Source organism: Colwellia sp. M166, from assembly GCF_024585285.1.
GTDB lineage: Bacteria > Pseudomonadota > Gammaproteobacteria > Enterobacterales > Alteromonadaceae > Cognaticolwellia.
The window spans coordinates 2,316,279-2,336,904 of sequence record NZ_CP040755.1 but is presented as its reverse complement, the minus strand read 5'-3'; the positions used below and the strand labels follow the sequence as shown (position 1 = coordinate 2,336,904).

At 39.1% G+C, this 20,626-nt stretch carries 17 protein-coding genes and 1 pseudogene; 7 read left to right on the top strand and 11 right to left on the bottom strand.

Annotated features, from left to right (window positions below; all coding sequences use genetic code 11):
* The first annotated feature begins 401 nt into the window (after positions 1-401).
* From FGD67_RS10640 to FGD67_RS10625, 4 genes are all read left to right on the top strand, one after another.
* Positions 402-2,657, top strand: coding sequence for a TonB-dependent receptor (locus FGD67_RS10640; protein WP_257174975.1), 2,256 nt, complete (start codon positions 402-404; stop codon positions 2,655-2,657).
* A gap of 246 nt (positions 2,658-2,903) precedes the next feature.
* Positions 2,904-4,064, top strand: a complete 1,161-nt coding sequence (locus tag FGD67_RS10635; protein ID WP_257174974.1) for a hypothetical protein — start codon at positions 2,904-2,906, stop codon at positions 4,062-4,064.
* Between the two features lie 51 nt (positions 4,065-4,115).
* Positions 4,116-4,730 (top strand): DUF1361 domain-containing protein, encoded by a 615-nt coding sequence (locus FGD67_RS10630; protein ID WP_257174973.1) that lies wholly within the window; start codon positions 4,116-4,118, stop codon positions 4,728-4,730.
* Between the two features lie 142 nt (positions 4,731-4,872).
* Positions 4,873-6,159 (top strand): sodium:proton antiporter, encoded by a 1,287-nt coding sequence (locus FGD67_RS10625; RefSeq protein ID WP_257174972.1) that lies wholly within the window; start codon positions 4,873-4,875, stop codon positions 6,157-6,159.
* 96 nt (positions 6,160-6,255) lie between these two features.
* On the opposite strand, the gene FGD67_RS10620 is transcribed toward FGD67_RS10625, so the two are convergent.
* From FGD67_RS10620 to FGD67_RS10610, 3 genes are all read right to left on the bottom strand, one after another.
* Positions 6,256-6,663, bottom strand: coding sequence for a VOC family protein (locus FGD67_RS10620; protein ID WP_257174971.1), 408 nt, complete (start codon positions 6,661-6,663; stop codon positions 6,256-6,258).
* A gap of 674 nt (positions 6,664-7,337) precedes the next feature.
* Positions 7,338-8,525, bottom strand: a complete 1,188-nt coding sequence (locus FGD67_RS10615; protein WP_257174970.1) for an amino acid aminotransferase — start codon at positions 8,523-8,525, stop codon at positions 7,338-7,340.
* 350 nt (positions 8,526-8,875) lie between these two features.
* Complete coding sequence (locus FGD67_RS10610) at positions 8,876-9,586, bottom strand: DUF445 domain-containing protein (protein WP_257174969.1); 711 nt, start codon at positions 9,584-9,586, stop codon at positions 8,876-8,878.
* 193 nt (positions 9,587-9,779) lie between these two features.
* Here FGD67_RS10610 and FGD67_RS10605 point away from each other — a divergent pair, with 193 nt between their 5' ends.
* Positions 9,780-10,706, top strand: a complete 927-nt coding sequence (locus tag FGD67_RS10605) for a peptidylprolyl isomerase (protein ID WP_257174968.1) — start codon at positions 9,780-9,782, stop codon at positions 10,704-10,706.
* Between the two features lie 35 nt (positions 10,707-10,741).
* Here the strand turns inward: FGD67_RS10605 and FGD67_RS10600 are convergent, their stop codons facing one another.
* A complete protein-coding gene (locus FGD67_RS10600) occupies positions 10,742-11,566 on the bottom strand; it encodes an SDR family oxidoreductase (protein WP_257174967.1) in 825 nt (274 codons plus the stop codon).
* A 142-nt stretch (positions 11,567-11,708) separates the two neighbouring features.
* Between FGD67_RS10600 and FGD67_RS10595 the strand changes: the two genes are divergently transcribed.
* Positions 11,709-14,597: a pitrilysin family protein gene (locus FGD67_RS10595; protein WP_257174966.1), complete on the top strand. Its 2,889-nt coding sequence runs from the start codon at positions 11,709-11,711 to the stop codon at positions 14,595-14,597.
* Between the two features lie 200 nt (positions 14,598-14,797).
* Positions 14,798-15,271: a transcription elongation factor GreB gene (gene greB, locus FGD67_RS10590; RefSeq protein ID WP_257174965.1), complete on the top strand. Its 474-nt coding sequence runs from the start codon at positions 14,798-14,800 to the stop codon at positions 15,269-15,271.
* Positions 15,272-15,314: 43 nt separating this feature from the next.
* Here greB and FGD67_RS10585 read toward each other — a convergent pair whose 3' ends face one another.
* The 7 genes and pseudogenes from FGD67_RS10585 to FGD67_RS10555 all read right to left on the bottom strand — a co-directional run bounded on the left by FGD67_RS10585 (position 15,315) and on the right by FGD67_RS10555 (position 20,611).
* Entirely contained in the window at positions 15,315-15,560 is a 246-nt protein-coding gene (locus tag FGD67_RS10585) for a hypothetical protein (protein WP_257174964.1), read from the bottom strand.
* Between the two features lie 21 nt (positions 15,561-15,581).
* Positions 15,582-16,007, bottom strand: a complete 426-nt coding sequence (locus tag FGD67_RS10580; protein WP_257174963.1) for a hypothetical protein — start codon at positions 16,005-16,007, stop codon at positions 15,582-15,584.
* A 15-nt stretch (positions 16,008-16,022) separates the two neighbouring features.
* Positions 16,023-16,337 carry a DUF883 domain-containing protein gene (locus tag FGD67_RS10575; protein ID WP_257174962.1) on the bottom strand — a complete coding sequence of 105 codons (315 nt, stop codon included), beginning with the start codon at positions 16,335-16,337 and terminating at the stop codon, positions 16,023-16,025.
* Between the two features lie 491 nt (positions 16,338-16,828).
* Positions 16,829-17,887 (bottom strand): annotated as a pseudogene (locus FGD67_RS10570) (diguanylate cyclase).
* Positions 17,888-18,147: 260 nt separating this feature from the next.
* On the bottom strand, positions 18,148-18,699 hold the full coding sequence (locus tag FGD67_RS10565; RefSeq protein WP_257174961.1) for a BON domain-containing protein: 552 nt from the start codon (positions 18,697-18,699) through the stop codon (positions 18,148-18,150).
* Positions 18,700-19,114: 415 nt separating this feature from the next.
* Positions 19,115-20,041 (bottom strand): pirin family protein, encoded by a 927-nt coding sequence (locus FGD67_RS10560; RefSeq protein WP_257174960.1) that lies wholly within the window; start codon positions 20,039-20,041, stop codon positions 19,115-19,117.
* Positions 20,042-20,053: 12 nt separating this feature from the next.
* Positions 20,054-20,611: an NADPH-dependent FMN reductase gene (locus tag FGD67_RS10555; protein ID WP_257174959.1), complete on the bottom strand. Its 558-nt coding sequence runs from the start codon at positions 20,609-20,611 to the stop codon at positions 20,054-20,056.
* Positions 20,612-20,626 lie beyond the last annotated feature (15 nt).

Sequence of the window (20,626 nt, the reverse complement as noted above, 5' to 3'; positions counted from 1 at the left end):
TGGCAGATTTTTATTGTTCAACACCTCTGAGAAAAATAGTTTATTAAGCTGCTTTATTTATCTTGAATCGAGATTAACTCATTGCTGCACATAACTTAGCTTAGCACCACCGTATTTAATGTACAGATGAATTAAGCATCGAATTAAAAAAACCTTATTTTTATTTTTCATGATGAAAGGTCGCTAAATTATGCTTGTAGTTGCTATTGCTAAGTTTTACTTAGATAATTAATAGGTACGCTTTCGCCCTCAAACTGGAATTGATAACAACTTTAAGGACATCTGCGATAATTATGTCGCTGCGATTAATCTCTTGAAATTCATAGATACCATCAAGGCTATGAAACAATTTTTAAGCCATGGTCACACGGGATAAAAACAATCTTCCTGAAGGGAAATAAATGTTCAGATCAAATCCACTGTCGATTGCGATAAATGCGGCTTGCCTTACCTTGTTACCATTTTTTGTCTGTGCTGAAAATAAACTTGATAGTCAAGCAAGTCATTTACAAACAAATGAACGTAGCATGGAAGTCATTGAGGTCTACGCGCAAAAGCGTAAGCAAAAGATTAATGATATTACCGTTGCTGTTTCGGTACTTGACGGTGAAGATATTGCTCGCCAGCAGTTGAAAGATACCACTCAACTTTCTGCATTCGTGCCAAACTTAAAAATTACCAATAATGCCGGCGAAGGTACCCCTCCTGCCTTTAATATTCGTGGTGTGGGCATGATTGATTATAACACTTCAACTATTTCCCCGATTGCGATTTATTCAGATGGTATTGTTAGCGGTAGTGCAAATAATTTGTCGGTAAATTTATTCGATCTAGAGCATGTGGAAGTTTTGCGTGGTCCACAAGGATCGTTATTTGGTCGTAATACCACAGGTGGTGCAATTCTTTTACGCTCGAAGCAACCCGATAGAGAGTTTGCTGGTTATATTAATGCCAGTGTTGCGCAGCATGATACGCTTTCTTTGGAAGCTGCGGTCAATGTACCTATTAGCGATAGTACGGCGATGCGCTTTGCTATCAGTCATCAAGATTATAATTTTTCTACAAATAATCAAATGCCTGATCAGCCTGATGGTGGCTTAAAGCAAACCAATGTGCGTTTAATTATTAAATCTGAGTTTGATGACTTAATCATTACCAGTAAGTTTCATGCTGAAGATTGGTCTGGTAAACCCAAACCGATTGCTAGCCTAGGTATTAGGCGAGTAGATGGTAGTGGTAATTGCCAAACTTCACAGCTAGGTTCAAGTTTATGTGCCGATAACTTTGGCAATCAAATTGATGGTAATGATTTTTGGGATGTAAATGCTGATACGGCCGATCGCAAACATGATACCGATAGTTGGGGCACTAGTGTTAAATTTGAATGGCAATTAAGTGACGATATATTATTAACATCGATTAGTGGTTATCGTTCATTAGTACGCTTTCATTCTTGGGATTCTGATGGCCCAGGTAACTTCATTGAAGGCGCTATGGCAACGGATAATACTTTATTCAGTCAAGAACTGAGTTTAGCCATTGATTTTGGTGATAACCATTGGGTCAGTGGTTTATTTTATGTTGATGAAGAGATTCAACAAAATAATAACTTTGATCTATTTCGAGATTTTCGACCAGTGCCTGGATTTGAAACTGTTGCTGCTCAATATTTCTATGACAATCAATTAGAAAATAGCTCATCTGCTATCTACTCACAGATTGAGCATAGACTTAATGACGTGTTTACAGTGACTGCTGGCATGCGCTACACCGATGAAACAACCAAATATCATGCCAATGCCGATAAAGATACGGTAGCTTTTGGTTTTGAGCGCGATAAATGGAATGAAAAAGGACGAGTTCAAGATGATGAGTTTTCTGGCAAGTTAGCATTAAATCAAAAGCTAAATGAGCACTCGTCCTTATATTATAGTTATGCACGAGGTTATAAAAGTGGTGGTTATAATGCGGGTTACTCAACGAGTCAAGCACAGGCTATGGCGTCTGAATATGCGCCTGAGAAACTTGATGCCTATGAACTTGGTGCTTACTTACAGTTTTGGCAACGTAATGCTCGTTTACACTTAGCGGCATTTTATTATGATTATAAAGATCAGCAAGTTTTTGTTAACCAAACCCAAGGTATTGCTGTTGATCATGTTTTAAAGAATGCCGGTGACTCTACTATCTATGGCGTGGAGTCGGAATTGCTGCTGATACCAAGTCATGATTGGGAATTAAGATTAAATATCGGTTATTTACCTAAAGCTAATATGGGTGAATTCAATCAAAATGGTCTTGTGGTGGAAGATAACCGCTTACCTTTTGCTTCAAAGTGGAATGTTAGTGGCGCTATTATTCATGAAATGACAATAATGGACCGAGATCTAATCGCTCAACTTAGCTTCGACTTTCAATCAAATTTTTATTTTGATCAAGAAGAAAATCCTTATATTGAACAAACAAACTTTGTCGTTATTAATGGCCATATTAGTTATGAATTAAACCAAGCATTAACGTTAACGCTATGGGCTAAAAACTTAACCAATACCGAGTATAGTGAACTCAGATTTAACTCTATTGCAGCACTGGGTGCGGTCACTGAATTAAAAGCAGAAGCTCGGCAATTGGGTATCGAAGCGAGCTATAAGTTTTAGTCTACTGACTGTGATAGCAGAAACATTGAAAAGCTGAGTTTAATTCAGTTTTTTTATATTTAAGGTTCGGTGGTCAACCAGATAGTTCGGTCGACTGAGTGTTGATGAAATAGTGTGAGTTCGTCATCGAGTATTAATTTTTCGTGTTTGGTTTTAAGCCTTTTTTCAGGTTTACATTGGCCTAAACGCTTGATATTTTAATCATGCTAGTTGTAGCCATAACAATAATAACAAGAGAGCATGCTAATGAAATGGAAACTACTTTGGCCGGTTTTACTGACCTTACTTATCCCGTTAATTGTTGCTTGGTTTATTTACCCAAGCCATCTACCACCTAAATTCGGTGAATTTCCACCGCAGTTTGTTGCCAATGCGCCAGGTTTTAGTTTGCCTTATTTTTTAGCCATGCTGGCAGGGGTTATCTATATTGGTGGGTTGATTTTAATGCCACAGTACTTTGGTTTTAAAGGTGCACCGGTCGAACCAAGAACAAAGTCGACTAAATCACTACCTTGGTGGTTTTGGTTTGGCGGTATTGTTATGGGCTTTTTTTGGTGGTTAATGTGGACACGGGTTACGGTGTTTGGTGATTTAGTGCATTGGGCTTTTACACCGTTATGGTGGGGCTTTATTTTCTTTTTAGATGGCATTGTTTATCAACGAAACAATGGCGCATCGTTATTCTCCAAAAAACCGCTGACCCTATTGATCAGTGCGGGTATTTCTATTCTAGGTTGGGTTTATTTTGAATATTACGACTACTTTGTTTTAGGTAATTGGTACTATCCGAATGCTGAGCAGATGCCTTGGTCAAAAACCGTATTGACCATAGAGTTTTTAATTACCTACTCCACGGTAACTCCGGTATTGTTTCAATGGTTTAACCTATTGCATACTTTTCCAAAAATGAAAGTGCGATACCAGAATGGTCCTAAAATGGCACTGAATGGTAATTATATGGTATTTATTGGTTCGGTATTGATTGCAGCGATGGTTTACTGGCCCTATGAATTATTCTGGGCGGTATGGATTGGTCCATTTGCTGTGATGACCGGGATTTTAATGCGGGTAAATATTTGGAATCCATTTACTGATATTGCGCAAGGCAACTGGACTGCGGGAGTACTCATTGGTGTTTCATCATTGTTAAATGGCCTGTTTTGGGAAATGTGGAATTATGGTAGTAACGTGAACCAGTTGTTAGCTATTACTAATCCGAATTATTGGATTTATGATATTCCGTACGTTAATGTCATTCATATTTTTTCTGAAATGCCGCTATTGGGTTACTTTGGCTACATTCCTTTTGGGGTTTTGGTTTGGCAGGTGTTTATTTGGAGTGGCAAATTTATCGGTTTTGATACAAATATTTTGATTAAGCCAGAGCCAATTGACATTGTAAATTAGCTACTCAGAGCTAAAAGGTTTGATAAATAAATACTATTTTAAGGATAAGTAATGCACTCAGTTCCAGTACATTTTACTGTAGTTATCAACTTTATTTTAGCTTTTATTCCTTTCGTCTTGGCATTTTATTTATTTAAAGTGAGCCATCATCGTAATGTCTTTTGGTGGTTACTGTTATTAGTGTTTGTCGCATTTTTGCCTAATAGTGCTTACGTGCTTACCGATATTATTCATTTGATTGCCGCGGTGAAATCTCCCAATATTTCAACTGCATATCTACTGCTAGTATTGCTACCATTTTACACCATTTTTTTACTGGTTAATTTTGAGTTTTACGTTATTTCAATTCAATGGGCCGAACAATATTTAAAATATACAAATCAAGGCTTTTTAAGCAAAGCGTTTGTGCCTATTATTCATCTATTAGCCGCTTTAGGCGTATATTTGGGACGTTTTCAACGTTTAGAGAGTAGTGATATTATTCATCAACCTATTCTTGTTTTTCGCGATGTTTTAGTTGATATCAGTGGCGGTAAAACCATGTTAATTATTTTGGCGTTATTTTTGTTGTTTTATTTTTTATATCAATTGGTTGGTCTGATGAATAATATCATCAAGGCAAAAGTACAAGCACACCTGATTAGACAGCCAATGAAGATAATTTAACTGAACGAAAATAAGCTCTACTCGCTTGATATTCAGTGTGCTTAATTTAGTTTATGACATGGCGAATAGGAGGTCTATCTGGCTGTCAATGCCGATATAATGCAGGAAAAGTACTAACACGACGAAAAAATGGAGTACGAATATGGCAATTTCCTCATGGTTTGTTTTAATTGGCGCGCTAATGTTGAGCATGGGCTTTCTTAGCGTCGTGATCAATCGGCTGCCCATTACTTCATCTATGTTTTATCTTGCCGTGGGGATCATGATCGGCCCTACAGGGTTTGCACTTTTTCATTTCAACCCCTTAGAGCAATCTGGATTTTTAGAGCTGTTGACCGAGTGTGCGGTGTTAATTTCGCTATTTTCAGCAGGCGTTAAAATGCCAGTGCCGGTTACTTTTAAACGCTGGCGTAGCCCGATTCAACTAGCGTTTTTTTCAATGCTGATCACTGTTGCGCTAGTTGCCGCCTTTGCATATTATGTATTGCAACTGCCTTTGGGGGCGGGGATATTACTAGGCGCTATCATTGCACCTACAGATCCAGTTTTAGCCACAGATGTGCAGGTTCGCCACCACGGTGACGAAGATCATTTACGTTTTGCCTTAACTTGTGAAGCAGGAATGAATGATGGCACTGCTTTTCCCTTTGTTATGCTAGGTCTGGGTCTTTTAGGGCTGCATGAACTCGGTGAATTTGGCAGCCAATGGTTGCTTATTGACATTATTTGGGCGACTGCTGCCGGTCTCGGTATTGGCGTGTTATTTGGATGTTTACTCGGCTACTTGGTGTGGTATGTACGCAGCAGAGAGCAAAAAATTACTGTTTTACATGATTTTCTTGGACTTGGCTTGATTGCCACTGTTTACGGCGCGAGTTTGTTGGTGGATGCCTGGGGATTTTTAGCTGTGTTTGTTGCAGCTGTAGCCTTGAGACAAACCGAAACTTCGTTGGTTTCCAACAAAGAAAAACCAGTAGAGCCAGCAAAATTACAAGCCGCAGAAATTACCGAAGAGAGTAATGCACCATTTCAACATTTAAGTGAAGGCACATTAATTTTTAATGAGCACTTGGAGCGTTTATCTGAGCTAGTGTTGATTATATTATTGGGCGGGACCTTATTTATTGATTCTTGGAGTTGGCGTGCAGTCGGCTTTGCCACTTTTATTTTTTTGGTGGCACGTCCGTTAAGTGTCTATATCGGTTTGTGGCGTTCAGGCATGCCGATGCCTATTCGGGGGATGAGTGCGTGGTTTGGCGTACGGGGCATTGGCTCACTCTACTATCTTATGTATGCGATTCAACATGGACTGCCGCAAGATCTCGCCTTGGAGTTGATCCACTTGGTATTCATCGCCATTACCCTGTCAATATTTATCCACGGGGTCAGTGTTAAGCCTTTAGTGCGGCGTCACGATAAAGCCGGTTAAAGCAAAGCGCTTTCATTTCAGAATCACTACAATACGTGCCGACATTGGCGCAAGCAAGGTCTAATGCCTAAGACAGAATGAGTTTTAGACATTGCTTTATATCGCGGCGCGTAGTTCAATATTATTACCGGCAATATCTTTTAAATACAGTGAACGTGCCATACCTTGCGCGCCATATCGCTCTTGAAATTCGCCAACTTCAACGCCCTTACTTCTGAGATAGGAGGTTAACTCTGCCTCATCAAAGGGCTCTATTTGCAGGCAGAAATGATCAACATTGTTACCTGTGGGTTGTGGTGCTGGACCACCAGCTTTACCTAACTCACCATTGATTACATCCACAATATCGATAAGTGCAGAGCCTGCCCTGAGCTGGGTTAAGCCGATTTTCTCGGGTAATCTGCGTTCAACAACACAACCTATAACCTGGCAGTAGAAATCAATAAGTGCTTGATAGTGCTCTGTGCGTAATACGATATGATCTATTGCTTTGGGCTTAATCATAAATATATTCCTTGTATAAAAATTGAAACAATTAGCATCACAGCTCCTGGTTAGGACTGATTTTTCGACGACACGCAAAGCAAACATAAGTAAAAGTAACCGTAAATACAAGATCATTTATGCCATAAATGCTATAAAAAATTCCGGCAAAAATGTCGATTGGATAAACTACTTTCTAACCGCCACTTCATCCAGACAATAGCATAAATTAGTTTCTCTAAAGCAAAAACACCTAGTAAAGTCGCGGGAAAATATAAGTACGCTAAAGTTCATTAGAGCAGCGAGAATAAAGCCGTTTTTATTAATTTTTGCTTTATATAGAGCTCTAGTAATTTAATGGCAAGGCATTCAATGAGCTAAGTAATGCTTGGTGTAGGCGCAGCTTTTTGAAGCAGTAACTCTAGGTCATTTACTCATTTTTGAACGAATTATGTTGGCTTGGTATAATCGATTATTAGATTATACCAATTTTACTAAGTTTCTAAGTGGGAACAAACTTAATAAACTTGGTATTATTTTTTAATTTAAATGACTTACCGGTTTTGGCTTAAGGCAGGAAATCATGGCTGAGCTTAGTGGTTGGATAAGTAAGGTGACTTAGTGAATCACGGGTGCCTATTGTGAATCGCTCCCAACATTAGACTAAGGTAATGTTGGGAGCGCTTAATGATAGCTTATAATACTTTCGCGATTGATTGCGCTAAGTAATCAACGTTGCGGTTAGCAATACCCGCAATACTCATACGGCTTGAACCTACCATGTAAATACTGTACTCGTCTTGTAACTGCTGCACTTGTTCAGCCGTTATACCTAAGAACGAGAACATACCTTTTTGACGAGGTATAAAGCTAAAGTCACGAGTAACGCCATTTTCGATAAGTTTATCAACTAATAGCTGACGATTACCGTTAATACGATCACGCATTTCTTTCAGCTCGGCATGCCATTGAGTGCGCAACTCATCAGAATGTAAAATGGTTTCAACTATGGCCGCACCGTGTGCTGGTGGCATTGAGTAGATACAACGAATGACGGTCAGTAATACTGAATTGGCAACATCAACACTGTGTGAATTTTCACCTATGATGGTACAGGCGCCAATACGCTCACGATATAAACCAAAGTTTTTCGAACAAGAGCTACAGACAATCATTTCTTTAACGCTATCGGCCATTAAACGTAAACCGTAAGCGTCGTCATCTAAGCTTTCACCAAAGCCTTGGTAAGCCATATCAACAAGCGGTAAGAAGCCAATGTCTTTAGCAACTTCTGCAACTTGTTGCCATTGCTCTTTAGTTAAATCCATACCACTTGGGTTATGGCAACACGCATGTAGCAATACGGCATCGTCAGCTTTCACTTCTTTTAAAGCGGCCAGCATGCCATCAAAATCAAGGCTCTTGTTTTCGTAATCGTAATAAGGATAAGTTTTAACGGTTAACCCAGCGGCTTGAAATAGGCCGGTATGGTTTGCCCATGTTGGGTTGCTTACCCAAATAGTTGCGCCAGCTTTGCATGAATTAATAAATTCAGCAGCAACACGTAATGCGCCGGTTCCACCTGGCGTAGAAACCGTACGGGCGCGATTTTCAAGCAACACTTTGTGGTGACCGAAAACTAGTTTGCTCATTTCTTCGTTAAAAAGCGGTGAACCCGTAGGGCCAATATAAACTTTGGTATCTTCGGTATCGAGTCGATATTTTTCTGCGGCTTTTACACAATCTAAAACAGCGGTATGGCCTGCTTCATTTTTGTATACACCTACACCTAAGTCGATTTTTTGAGGATTTGAATCTTCACGATATTTAGCCAACAAGCCTAAAATAGGATCGGCAGGCAACGCCGTTAAGCTACCAAACATTTCTGGGTTTACCTTGTACGAAGAGAGGGAGTTAAGCGATTTAACATTGGTGTTGACCTCGCGGTATTAATCCCTGTGATTAAAGGGCAAGCATAACGGCAATAAGGCTAAAATTAAAGCATAAACGTTAAATAAATCGAGAGAAATTGATAGTAAAAAAACCAGTGAATAACTGAGCACTATTTAGATGAAAACTTATCAGTATAATTTAATCAAGGAGCGGGCATCTTTGTGGTTATAATAGTGCCTCAATATATTCTGCTGAAACAGTATGTTGAAGTAGTACAGTTATGACAAGCATCACTATTGGTCGAGCAATACTGACGCCATTAACTTTATGATATTTGGCTTTAAAAGCTTGTTGAAATTGCAGCAATAAAACCAATAATACCGCCAAAGACACCACCCCAAACCACTAACCAGCCTAAGTGTTGGTGAATCATCTTTTGCACAATTTCTTTAACTAACTGTGGCGTTAATTCATTGAGGCGCTTTTCAATGATATCACTGACTTTTTCACGCATACCGGCCATGATGTTAGGTTGTTCTAACTCAGCTCGTAGAATATTATTGAATTCTTCACTTTGGCTAATTTCAATCACCGAAGCGCGCATTTTTTCGATAAAAGGTTCGCGCATCGGTTGGAGTGCTTCAGTGCCGCCAACCATAGCTAACATACCGCCAAAAGAAGACTGTTCAACCACGCTGACTAAGTTGTCAAAAGCTGGCGATAGGTCAACCTTATTAATCACCGGTGCTAGATCAATGCTTGAAGCGGGGTTATCACTACCGGCTAAAAATCGGTCAATATTTTCTTCAGTAAAAAATTGTTCCATCATCAAACTGCGAATAGCAATTTTAAAGTCTTCAAAGCGGGCTGGAATAACGCCTGAGCCATACAAAAATGGTACTCGCTCGAATAACATGTGGATAGCAAGCCAATTAGTTATGGCGCCAGATAAAGCAAATAAACCGATGGTGAAAATAATGTTGTTTGCAAAAATATAGCCACAGACAATAGCAATTAGGGCTAAAAAATTGGTGATAAAACTCTTATTCACAAAAACTCCGCGCTGAGATCAGTAATTAATTTAACTATGGTATCAATTGCTTGCGTTGACGCCAATCATTCATTTATTCGGGTTGTTTTTGTCAAAAAACTAGCCGGCCAATAAATGTTCTGCTTTACTAGCAAACAGTAAATAATGACTGATATCTTTTATTAAAATAACAACAAGAATGAAAAGGAACGTTATGCAAGTTCAAAAATTACTGTTAACTTCATTGGCTGTTTTTGGCAGCTTAAGCTTGACGCTTAGCGCAGAGCTAAGAGCTGAGCAAAATGTTCAAGCACAGATCATGGCCAAAGTGGCAGCAGACAATGCGCTTAAAAATCCAGATGAATGGCGCACGGTCGATATTAATAATATGGTGCTGCTAACCTTACCGCACGGTAAAGTGGTTATTGAGCTCGCGCCACAATTTTCGCCCAAGCATGTAGAACAATTTATCCGTTTAACTAAGGCAAGCCATTACGACGGTAATAAATTTTATCGTGTTATTGATGGTTTTGTCGCCCAAGCAGGCCCTGAGGATGGCAGCCTTGCTGATCGCTCTGTTACAGCATTAGCACTTGAAGGTGAGTGGCCAACAGATAAAGATTGGTCATTTACCTTAGTACAGAAAAATGATTTATTTGCCGAACAGACAGGTTTCAAGGATGGTTTTTCGCTAGGGTATAGTCCAAGCGAAAATCGCGCTTGGCTAACACATTGCCCTGGTGTTGTTGCTATGGCGCGCGGTAATGAGGCTGATTCGGCTTCAAGTCACTTTTATATAACCAATGGCCAAGCACCGCGTTATCTTGATCGTATTATGACTATATTTGGCCGAGTGATCTACGGCATGAATCATGTACAAGCCATTACCCGAACCACGTCTATAGAAGGTGAAACTGCCGTTGGTCGTTCGGCACATACCCCGATAATATCGATGAAAATGATGGCAGATGTGCCGCTAGCGGGACAAATACAGTTAGAAGTGAAAAATACTGAAAGTAAATTATTTGCTAAAAAGTTAACAGAACGTATTGAACGCGATAATGCGTTCTTTTTTAAGCAGCCACCACCGGTGCTAGATGTTTGTCAAACACCGGTAGTGACGCGTATAAAAGCGAGTTAAGCAATGCATGATATCAGCCAAGTAAGGTGCTGCTGTTACTTAGTGCTACCTTGCTTGTATTGCTCTTTTGCTTTACGGCCTTTGCGATAGAGTGCCGGTCGTAATGCGCTGCGTAATGTTGGAAATAGATAAGAGATAGTCGTTAACCAACCACTGGCTCTGGGTAATGATATTTCAACAGCCTCACCACGTGCGCAACTAATGATAGCATCAGCAACTTGTTGGGCACTGCTCATTGGTTGTGAGAATACAATGTCTTCTACTTGTTCTATTTCCGACATAATAAAGCCGGTATCAATAGGACCAGGTGAAACCACGCCAATATAAATTCCTGTGCCTTTTAGCTCATCTGCCAAGGAGTAAGTAAAGGCGCGTAAACCTGCTTTGGTTGCTGCGTAAGTTGCTGCACCTTGTAACGGTGTACGGCCGGCCAGCGAACCCACATTAACGATGGCACCACCACCGGCTTTACGTAAATAAGGCAATATTAATGTTGATAACTGAATGGGGGCCCGTAAATTAACATCAACCATTTTTGCAAGCTCTGCCGCTTGATTTTTTTCGACATCGCCGCGTTGATGAAAGCCAGCATTGTTGACCAAAACATCCACTGAAGTAAATTCACTTGCTGCTTTGATTAGCAAGGCTTCATTCGCTACTGGATCATTAATATCCATGGCAATATTGATGACCGATGTTATTGCTTGTAGTTCTGCGGTTATCTTATCTAAGGCTGCTTGACCGCGGGCGACTAAAACTAAATTTGCCCCTAAGTTGGCAAATGTTCTTGCGGTTGCTGCGCCAACCCCAGCAGATGCACCGGTTATGATAACCGTTTTATTTTTAAAATCATTATTCATACCAAATTTTCTCTAAGTTGCCAGTGTTCATGCATTTGTTGTATGTATTTTGTTACAGAATATTATATAAATTAATGTTGAAAGTGGTGAAAAATTATAATCAATTTCATAAGATAGCAGCATATCAATAAAGGGATCGATAATGAAAATAAAATATTTAGCAGCAGCCATTGTAGCTAGTTTGACACTTTCTGCATGTATAGCCACGCAAACTAATCAAAACTCAACAGCAGAAAATGCCGCAGTAGAGACCAATACTAATAGAGTATTCAGCCAAAACTATGTCTTTAAAGAGCTAGAGAATGGTTTACGCGTACTGATTGTTAAAACTGATTATCCTGATTTAGTTTCCGTTCAAATTCCTGTTTCAGTGGGCTCACGTGATGAAGATGAAGTAGGTCGAACTGGCTTTGCGCATTTTTTTGAACATATGATGTTTAAAGGCTCTGAGCAATTTCCGCAAGATGTTTACGCTGATTTATTTAAAAATGCTGGCGTTGATAACGGCGCTTATACCACCAATGACTACACTAATTATCACTTAGACTTTTCTAAAGATCACTTAGATAAAGTACTCGAAATTCAAGCCGACCATTTCAAAAATTTAACTTATACTGATGCTCAATTTAAAACTGAAGCATTAACAGTAAAAGGTGAATATTTAAAAAATAATGCGAGTCCAATTCGTAAGTTGTTAGCAGCGGTGCGCAAAGAAGCCTTTGATACTCATACCTATAAGCATACCACTATGGGCTTTTTTGAAGATGTAGAAGCTATGCCAGAGCAGATTGCTTACGGTGAGAAATTCTTCAAACAGTTTTATAAGCCAGAATACGTATCTTTAGTTATTGTTGGTGATGTTGAACCCGATGCGACCATGGCAATGGTTGAAAAACACTGGGGTAATTGGCAAAAAGGTGATTTTGTTAACGACATTACTCAAGAGCCTGCACAAACTGCACCACGCTATGTGCATGAAAAGTTTGATGGTTTGCCAGGTCACTGGTTATTAGTGTCTTATAAAGGCGCTGATTGGCAACCAAAAAAGAAAGACCGTGCAGCGTTAGACTTGATTTCTGAACTTTACTTCTCTAATAACTCGGCGTTGTACCAAGAATTAGTGGTTGATAAGCAATTGGCTAGTCAAATGTTTAACTATAACCCTGAAACTAAAGACGCTGGTTTACGCCATGTTTTTGTTAAAGTTAATGAAGAAAAAGATTTAGCAACGGTTCGTGATGCGATTAATCGTACGTATGCGCAAGCGCGCACAGAACTGGTTTCAACAGAGAAATTAGACAATTTAAAGTCTAACTTAAAGTATAGCTTTGTTAATAGCTTAGACTCTTCTGAGTCAATTGCGGCAACACTTGCCAGCTATATGCATTTTGATCGTGATCCAGAAACCATCAACTATTTATATAACAGTTTTGATAATATTTCTGCCGAAGATATTCAGCGTATTGCTAACAAATATTTTATTGATGAAAACCGTACTACGGTAACTTTGTCAGCACTTGATAAAATAGCTGATTTTGAACAAGAAGTTAGTTTGAACACAGCCGTGACTCAATTAAATACTAAGTCAGTGCAACCACGCAAAGCCCAGTTTACGGTATTAGATAAAACCAATGACTCACCTTTAATTGATGTTAACTTTTTATTCTATACTGGCGCAGCAGCAGATCCTGAAGGCAAAAAAGGTACGGCAGCATTAATGGCACGTATGTTAACGCAAGGTGGTTCACAAACTCGTAGTTACCAAGATATTCAAAAAGATTTATACCCTTTAGCAGGCCAGTTTTCATCTCAACTTGATAAAGAGATGATATCGTTTACCGGTCGTGTTCATAAAGATAATGCAACACAGTGGTATCAGTTGATCAGTGATCAATTACTGCATCCAGGCTGGCGTGAAGATGACTTTAAACGTCTGAAAAAAGAACTGATTGACGGTATACAGTCTGGTCTTAAGTCATCTAATGATGAAGAGCTAGGTAAAGAGGTGCTATATAGCAAAATTTATCAAGGCCATGCTTATGAAAACTTCAACAGTGGCGATTTATCTGACTTAGCAGCGATCACCATCGAAGATGTTAAAGCTTTTTATGCTGCACAATTAACGCAAGCAAAACTACATCTGGGCATGACAGGCGCCATGCCAAGTGATTTAAAAGCACAATTAATGACCGACTTGACGGCTTTACCAGTGGGTGATGAAAAACGTTTAAACATTGCTAAAGCACCGGTATTAAAAGGCCATCATGCCACTATTGTAGAAAAAAATGCCCAATCAACAGCGGTTTCTTTTGGTTTTCCAATCGATACTATCCGTAATGACAAAGACTGGGCTGCACTTTGGTTGGTTCGTTCATATTTCGGTGAGCACAGAAGCTCAAACAGCTATTTGTATCAACAAATACGTCAAGCACGTGGTATGAACTACGGTGATTATTCATATATTGAATACTTCCCGCGCGGTATGTTTCAAACTAAGCCTGACGCCAACTTAGGTCGCTCTAGCCAAATATTCCAAGTATGGTTACGTCCATTACGTTCAAATAATGATGCCCACTTTGCAACACGTGCTGCCTTATATGAACTCGACAAGCTAATTGAAAATGGTATGAGTGAGAAAGACTTTCAAGCCACACGTAATTACTTAACAAACTATGCACCACAACTCGTTGCTAGCCAAGATCAACAACTAGGCTATGCACTTGATAGTGAATTTTATCAAACAGAAGAGTTTGTGAAATATGTTCGTGAACAATTTGCCAAGTTATCGTTAGCAGATGTTAATCGTGTCATTAAAGAAAACTTACAAACTGATGATATTCAATATGTATTTATTTCTGGTGATGGTGAAGACATGAAAAAACGTTTGTTGTCTGAGCAAGTCTCGCCGCTTAAATACAACTCAGAAAAACCAGCCGAGTTATTAGCTAGCGATAAAATTATTGAAAGCTATCAGCTGGCACTACCGGAAAAAAATGTTGAAGTAATCGCTGTTGATGCGGTATTTAAATAATTAACGCCATTATTGCTTAATTATTTTCCTCGTCACTTTCACCTTGATGTGATCGTAATTGAGTATATTTGCACAGATTAAAAACACCACGCTAGTTGTGGTGTTTTTTTATATCTACCGTGCGAGCAGAACGCCATTATTTGCGATATCAGCAGGTATAAAGCATTACTTTATCTTCAAGGTAGATTACAGTACAAATTATGAAAACAAAATTAATTACTCGTGCAGGTTACCTTTTACTGCAAAATGAGCTCAATAAACTTTGGCGTGAAGAGCGTCCAGAAACCACTCGTAAGGTGTCATGGGCGGCAAGCTTAGGGGACCGAAGTGAAAATGCTGATTACCAATACAATAAAAAACGTTTACGTGAAATAGATCGCCGTGTGCGTTACCTGCGTAAAATCCTCGAGGAGCTGAAAATTGTTGATTATGGCCCTCAGCAAGAAGGCAAAGTATTTTTTGGTGCTTGGGTGAGTTTAGAAAATGACGACAATGAAACACTAACATTCCGTATTGTTGGACCGGAGGAAATCTACGGTCGCAATGACTACTCGTCAATTGACTCACCTATTTCGCGCGCGTGTTTGAAAAAAGAGCTTGATGACGAAGTCGTGGTGAAAACACCGACCGGTGAAAAAATTTGGTACGTTAGCAGCATTAGGTATGAGCAATAGCACACATGATGCTGAGATAATACAGAAGCAGGTTTCAGACTAACTATAGTGCAACTAACATTTTCATTAATCCTGCTAATTCAGACTTTGACGACTTATCGGATTGGCTAACTAAGCCCTTAGCTACACCTGCACTAAAGGCTGCAACTAGGCCTTTTTTTGATACTAACAAGCGTTTGATGTCAGATTTAGTTTGTAAAGTGCAATGTCTATCGAGTGCAGATGCCGATAAGTGTAATTGCTTGGCTTTTGCGACTTGTTTTAGTTGGTGTGCAAGTAAAAATTTCATCTCAGTTACCTTTAAAATCGCTTAGTTATTTTGATTAAATGCAGAGAGAGCCGCTGGTACGCCAACTAATCTCCAAATTTGTTTTAACTGCTTAAACAGCCATAAGCCAAGTAATATGTTCACGGTGATTAAGCTAGTAAGGGCAATAGCAATGGACTGGGTTAACTGCATGACAATTAAACCAGCGCCAAAATTCAATAGTATCCATACAGCAGTGGTTATAAGGGTTAATCCTAAGGCAATAGCAAGAGCTAACAAAATAGCGCTGAAACTCAATTTAACTTCAGCTGCAATTAAATTTTTCGATGTGATTAACTTAGCTATTTTACTTTCCCATAACGCCTCAATACCCTCATAAGTCTGCTTGAATGAAGGACTCGCTAAACTTTGCGGCTCAGCAGAGTTTTCTGCCGAGCTTGGTTTTTTATTCTGGCTTGAAACATCCATAGCTATTGCCTTATACTATTTTCGTTTTAAGAATGCTGACACTAGCATGCCAACAGAAAAAGCTATACCGGCAGTTACCACTGGATTTTCGGTTGCGTATTTCTTGACTGTCGAGGTATTCCATTTCGCTTCAAGCTCATTTTGTTTGGCTGCCAGGGTTTCTGAGCTGCTTTGCGCTGTTTCACGAATTGTCTCTTCCGCCGTACCAACTTTCTCCGCTAATGTATCCACTGAGCCATGCAAGGTGTCTTTTAGCTTATCAGCTACCGGATGTTCAGCAGTTAAATTTTTCTTTAATGTATCTTTACTTGCTTGCTTTGACGGTGACATATTAAGTTTCCTTTTCAGTGATTAAAATCTGCAATATTCATTGCACTCACTATGTAATAGCAACTATTGCGCCAGGGTTTTTAATTTATTTTAACTATTTAATATCAAGTGCTTATGTTTTTTTTTTGCTTTTGGGGTTCATCTGTGTTTTGCAAGTTTTACAGGGGCGTTGAAATTTTTTCAAAAATCAAGCGGGGGTATTAATAATAATGACCACCTTAATATAATTTCAGTTTGACGTGATGAAATTTAACCTTAAGCATGAGTATCTAGGCTGAAAGAAACTACGGTATTACTTAAGGCCTGATGTAGTGAGCTGATAGTGATTGTTGGGCTGGTTAATAGCGCTAAGTGTCGTGTTACTTTGCTGATATCAGCAGTAATAACGGTCTGATTGTGTATAGCAGTTGTAGACCTTATTAGTTATTTGACTTATTTACCCAAGTTCTTGTCAGTATTTTTTTAACATATTTATTTTCATAGAACGGTAATTAATAACAAAGTTGGTTACGTCCGTATGTTTTAGCTTGATATAACTTAACGTCAGCTTGTTCAATAAAATCTTTAATGTTGAAATTTTTATTATTTTCGAAAACGGGTGAATGACTTGCTACACCAGCACTGATGGTAACGTTGTGATGTTTAGCTTGTTTAGCTTGTTTAGCTTGTTTAGCTTGTTTAGCTTGTTTAGCTTGTTTAGCTTGTTTAGCTTGTTTAGCTTGTTTGGCATGGACAATATTGAGTTCATTAACCGACGTTATTAAGTCTCTGGCGATTTTTTTAGCGCCTGCTAAGTCAGTAAAGGGTAGTAAAACTGCAAACTCCTCACCACCATATCTAGCGCACAGATCTTGCGTACGTTTTTGAGTTGTGGCTAAACATTACGCGATTAATGTTAAGCACTCATCACCTTGCACATGGCCAAATTCATCGTTATAAAGTTTAAAGTTATCGATATCGATCATAATGAGTGATATTTCACCTTTGCCTCTTATTGCCGCTTGCCATTCGAGTTCTAGTTGATTGTCAAACCACCATCGATTAGCGATACCTGTTAAAGCGTCAGTTTTTGATATTTGCTCAAGATCTTTATTATGTTTGACCAATTTCATGTGGTTTTTAACGCGACTGAACAATATTTTCGGTAAAGTGTCTGAGGCGATATAATCAATGGCCCCTAAAGATAGGGCTTGTGCTTCTTCTCGCTGACTATAGTGCTGACTAACAAATATCATTTGAATATGCTCGGTTGATTTATGTTGCTTAATAAACTTACATATATCTAAGCTGGTCACGCCAGATAACTCTGCCGATGACAACACCACATCTACTTTTCCGCTCAAAATTGCTTTTAACGCAGTTAAGCCATCATCTGCTGTCTGTATTTGAAAATGTTCAGCAAAAATATTTTGCCAATGACTGAGCTGCTGGGTAAATTCATGCACCAGTAAGAGCGTTAATTTGGTTTTAATTTTCGCTATTGATTGATGATTTTTTTGAATGCTTGCTAGCCGGGTTACGTTATCTTGAGCGAGGTTTTTTGAAGTCATGTCATCCTGCCAAATTATTCATTAAGAGCAAAAATAGACCAATATTCAAATAGTTTTCACCTGAACTTGGGACAATAAATATCTTCAACCATTAATCTGATGGTGACCATCAATACATGGCTGAATGTAATAATCTAAGCTCAACTATCGCAACATTTCACGATAGCTCAATGTCTATTCTGAGTTCAGGTTATTCAATATGTGTTTGTTAATTTAAAGCACACCTTAGGTGTGCTTTAAATTTATTTATTGAAATAAATTTAGTGAGTAGTCACTGTTAAGTTGTCCACAACAGATTTTACATCGGTGGTGTTTTTTGCAATAGCAATGGCTAGCTCTTTAGCGGCATCTGAGTCTGCATGGCCTAATAGTGTCACGACACCTTCTTTTACTTCCACTTCAATTGCCGTACCACTAATTTCTGATTCAAATAAAAGCTTGGTCTTAACAACCGTTGCTATTTTCGAATCCATTAGAGCCGTTAGCATTTTGCTATCTTTATTTGCTTTATTATTCAGAACGGTAAGACGGTTATCTACCGAATCCACACCTTCTAAACTCGCAACTAGCTCTTCAGCTAACGCTTTATCAACGTCACTTTCAACTTTACCGGTGAGGATAACTACGCCATTTTGAACATCGGTATTTATATCAAAAGAATTTAAATTTGTGTTAAAGAGTAGTGTGCTTTCAGCTTTACCGTCTAACCAGGCATCTTTTGATCTATCTTGCCATGTATTTTCAGCGTAAGCCGAAGATGAAGCTACTGATAATAGTGATAACGCAACAATTGAACGAATTGAGTTTTTCATCTTACTCTCCTTTTAATTAAGTTAACCTATGAATGCGATTAGCATGCCAAACCAATAAGTCATTAATTATTAGGATAATAATTTTGTTTTGTTATTTTCGCTGGCATTGTTATTAGTGATACTTACAGGCAACCGTGTAAAAATTTCATAGCAATGTAAAGTAGCGGGACTGCCGGCTAATTGGGTAGTATGGCTTAGTGGTTTTTATTGATTGGCCGCTTTTTATTACCCGTTGCTAGGAGGGAAGTTTGCATTTAAAAAATTATTAAATGCAGAAATAAAGGTTGCTGGCAATTAGTAATACACATTATGTATGCTTTTTACCGAACAACCTTACATTTACCTCAATAGACTTAATATGCTTATAAGAAGCGATTAACTTTGATGTCATTGATTCGTTAAATTATTTTATACGTTAGCTTTTTGGCAAGCTTGGATAGGGAATATATTCTTTATCGTCGCCCGGTACGCTAGGGAACTCACGCGCTATCCATTGCTGTTTGGCACTATCAATTCGGGCTTGTTTGCTGGAAACAAAATTCCAATCGATATATCGATGACCAACATTGCTGCCGCCAATTAAGGCGATTTGGCTAGCTGTTTTCGCCTTAATGACAATGCCTTCTGCAGCAGATAGCACCACCATGGTATGATTTTTTACTAAGGCATCTTTTAATGCAATTTCACCGCTGACGACATATAAAGCTCTTTCATCTGCTGTCGGTAAGGTTAAGGATTGCCCAGCGTTAAGTTTAGCTTCGATGTATAAGGTTGAGCTGAAGGTTTTAGTTGGTGAAGTTACACCATAAGCTGTACCGATCATCACGCTAACAGCAACACCATCAGTACTTAATTTTGGCAGTATTGCTGCCGGGTAATGATAAAATGCCGGCTCAGTTTCTTCGTGGGCCTCGGGAAGCGCTAGCCATAACTGCAATCCATGCACTGAATGCACGCTATTGCGTACCTCATCTGGTTCACGTTCAGAGTGCACCATGCCCGAGCCGGTCACCATTAAATTTAAATCACCAGGTTTGATCGCTTGAACGCTGCCGATAGAATCGCGGTGCAGAATTTCACCAGCAAATAAATAGGTGACGGTTGAGATATTAATATGAGGGTGGGGGCGAACATTAACACCTTCGCCCGCGGGAAAACTGGCTGGCCCCATATGGTCAAAGAAAATCCAAGGCCCTACCGACTTTAATGCTTGATTTGGTAAAGCTCTACGGACAGTAAAGCCACCGAGATCTTTATCTTTAGGATAAACTAACTGATCTATGGCCCCGCAGCCAGCCTCAATATCACATAAAGCTTCAACGTTTTGGCTTTCATTGCTCATTGTGCTCTCCTATTAAGAGTTTATTTTATCGCTCCAAGTGACTAATGCAGACACTAGTTGCTGCAAGAACTCACCGGTCATGTTGTCCGTTAGTTGACCATTGTTATCAAATTTTTCATGGGCACTAGCAATCATGACTTCTGGTTTATTAATAAAGTGCACATCAAGATAAATCATAATTTGCCGCAAATGATAATGTGCTCTTGCACCACCTAAAAAACTCATGCTAGCGGTAATTATTGCTGCCGGCTTACCTTCAAATGGCTGGGGTTGCTGGCGCGATAACCAGTCGATCGTATTTTTTAGTACACCTGATATCGAATAATTGTATTCTGGCGTGGCAAAAATTATCGCGTCAGCGGCATGAATTTTTTTCGCTAACGTTAATACTGCTTCTGGCGTACCGCTATCTGCTAATTCTTGGTCATAAAGTGGAATTTTGCTAATCTCTAATAGCTCAATTTCACAATTTTCTGGGGCAAATGTCATGGCAGCCTTGATTGCTGCCGTATTATAGGATGCTTTTCTTAAACTACCGGAAATTGCAACTATTTTTGTTACCTTAGTCATTGAATATCTTCCTCT

Excerpts from the sequence above, each read along its gene's own strand:
- FGD67_RS10565 (WP_257174961.1), bottom strand. The coding sequence starts at position 18,699 with ATGAAAAACTCAATTCGTTCAATTGTTGCGTTATCACTATTATCAGTA.
- FGD67_RS10600 (WP_257174967.1), bottom strand. The coding sequence starts at position 11,566 with ATGAATAATGATTTTAAAAATAAAACGGTTATCATAACCGGTGCATCT.
- FGD67_RS10640 (WP_257174975.1), top strand. The coding sequence starts at position 402 with ATGTTCAGATCAAATCCACTGTCGATTGCGATAAATGCGGCTTGCCTT.
- FGD67_RS10615 (WP_257174970.1), bottom strand. The coding sequence starts at position 8,525 with ATGTTTGGTAGCTTAACGGCGTTGCCTGCCGATCCTATTTTAGGCTTG.
- FGD67_RS10620 (WP_257174971.1), bottom strand. The coding sequence starts at position 6,663 with ATGATTAAGCCCAAAGCAATAGATCATATCGTATTACGCACAGAGCAC.
- greB (WP_257174965.1), top strand. The coding sequence starts at position 14,798 with ATGAAAACAAAATTAATTACTCGTGCAGGTTACCTTTTACTGCAAAAT.
- FGD67_RS10560 (WP_257174960.1), bottom strand. The coding sequence starts at position 20,041 with ATGAGCAATGAAAGCCAAAACGTTGAAGCTTTATGTGATATTGAGGCT.
- FGD67_RS10555 (WP_257174959.1), bottom strand. The coding sequence starts at position 20,611 with ATGACTAAGGTAACAAAAATAGTTGCAATTTCCGGTAGTTTAAGAAAA.
- FGD67_RS10595 (WP_257174966.1), top strand. The coding sequence starts at position 11,709 with ATGAAAATAAAATATTTAGCAGCAGCCATTGTAGCTAGTTTGACACTT.
- FGD67_RS10625 (WP_257174972.1), top strand. The coding sequence starts at position 4,873 with ATGGCAATTTCCTCATGGTTTGTTTTAATTGGCGCGCTAATGTTGAGC.
- FGD67_RS10580 (WP_257174963.1), bottom strand. The coding sequence starts at position 16,007 with ATGGATGTTTCAAGCCAGAATAAAAAACCAAGCTCGGCAGAAAACTCT.
- FGD67_RS10585 (WP_257174964.1), bottom strand. The coding sequence starts at position 15,560 with ATGAAATTTTTACTTGCACACCAACTAAAACAAGTCGCAAAAGCCAAG.
- FGD67_RS10630 (WP_257174973.1), top strand. The coding sequence starts at position 4,116 with ATGCACTCAGTTCCAGTACATTTTACTGTAGTTATCAACTTTATTTTA.
- FGD67_RS10575 (WP_257174962.1), bottom strand. The coding sequence starts at position 16,337 with ATGTCACCGTCAAAGCAAGCAAGTAAAGATACATTAAAGAAAAATTTA.
- FGD67_RS10605 (WP_257174968.1), top strand. The coding sequence starts at position 9,780 with ATGCAAGTTCAAAAATTACTGTTAACTTCATTGGCTGTTTTTGGCAGC.
- FGD67_RS10635 (WP_257174974.1), top strand. The coding sequence starts at position 2,904 with ATGAAATGGAAACTACTTTGGCCGGTTTTACTGACCTTACTTATCCCG.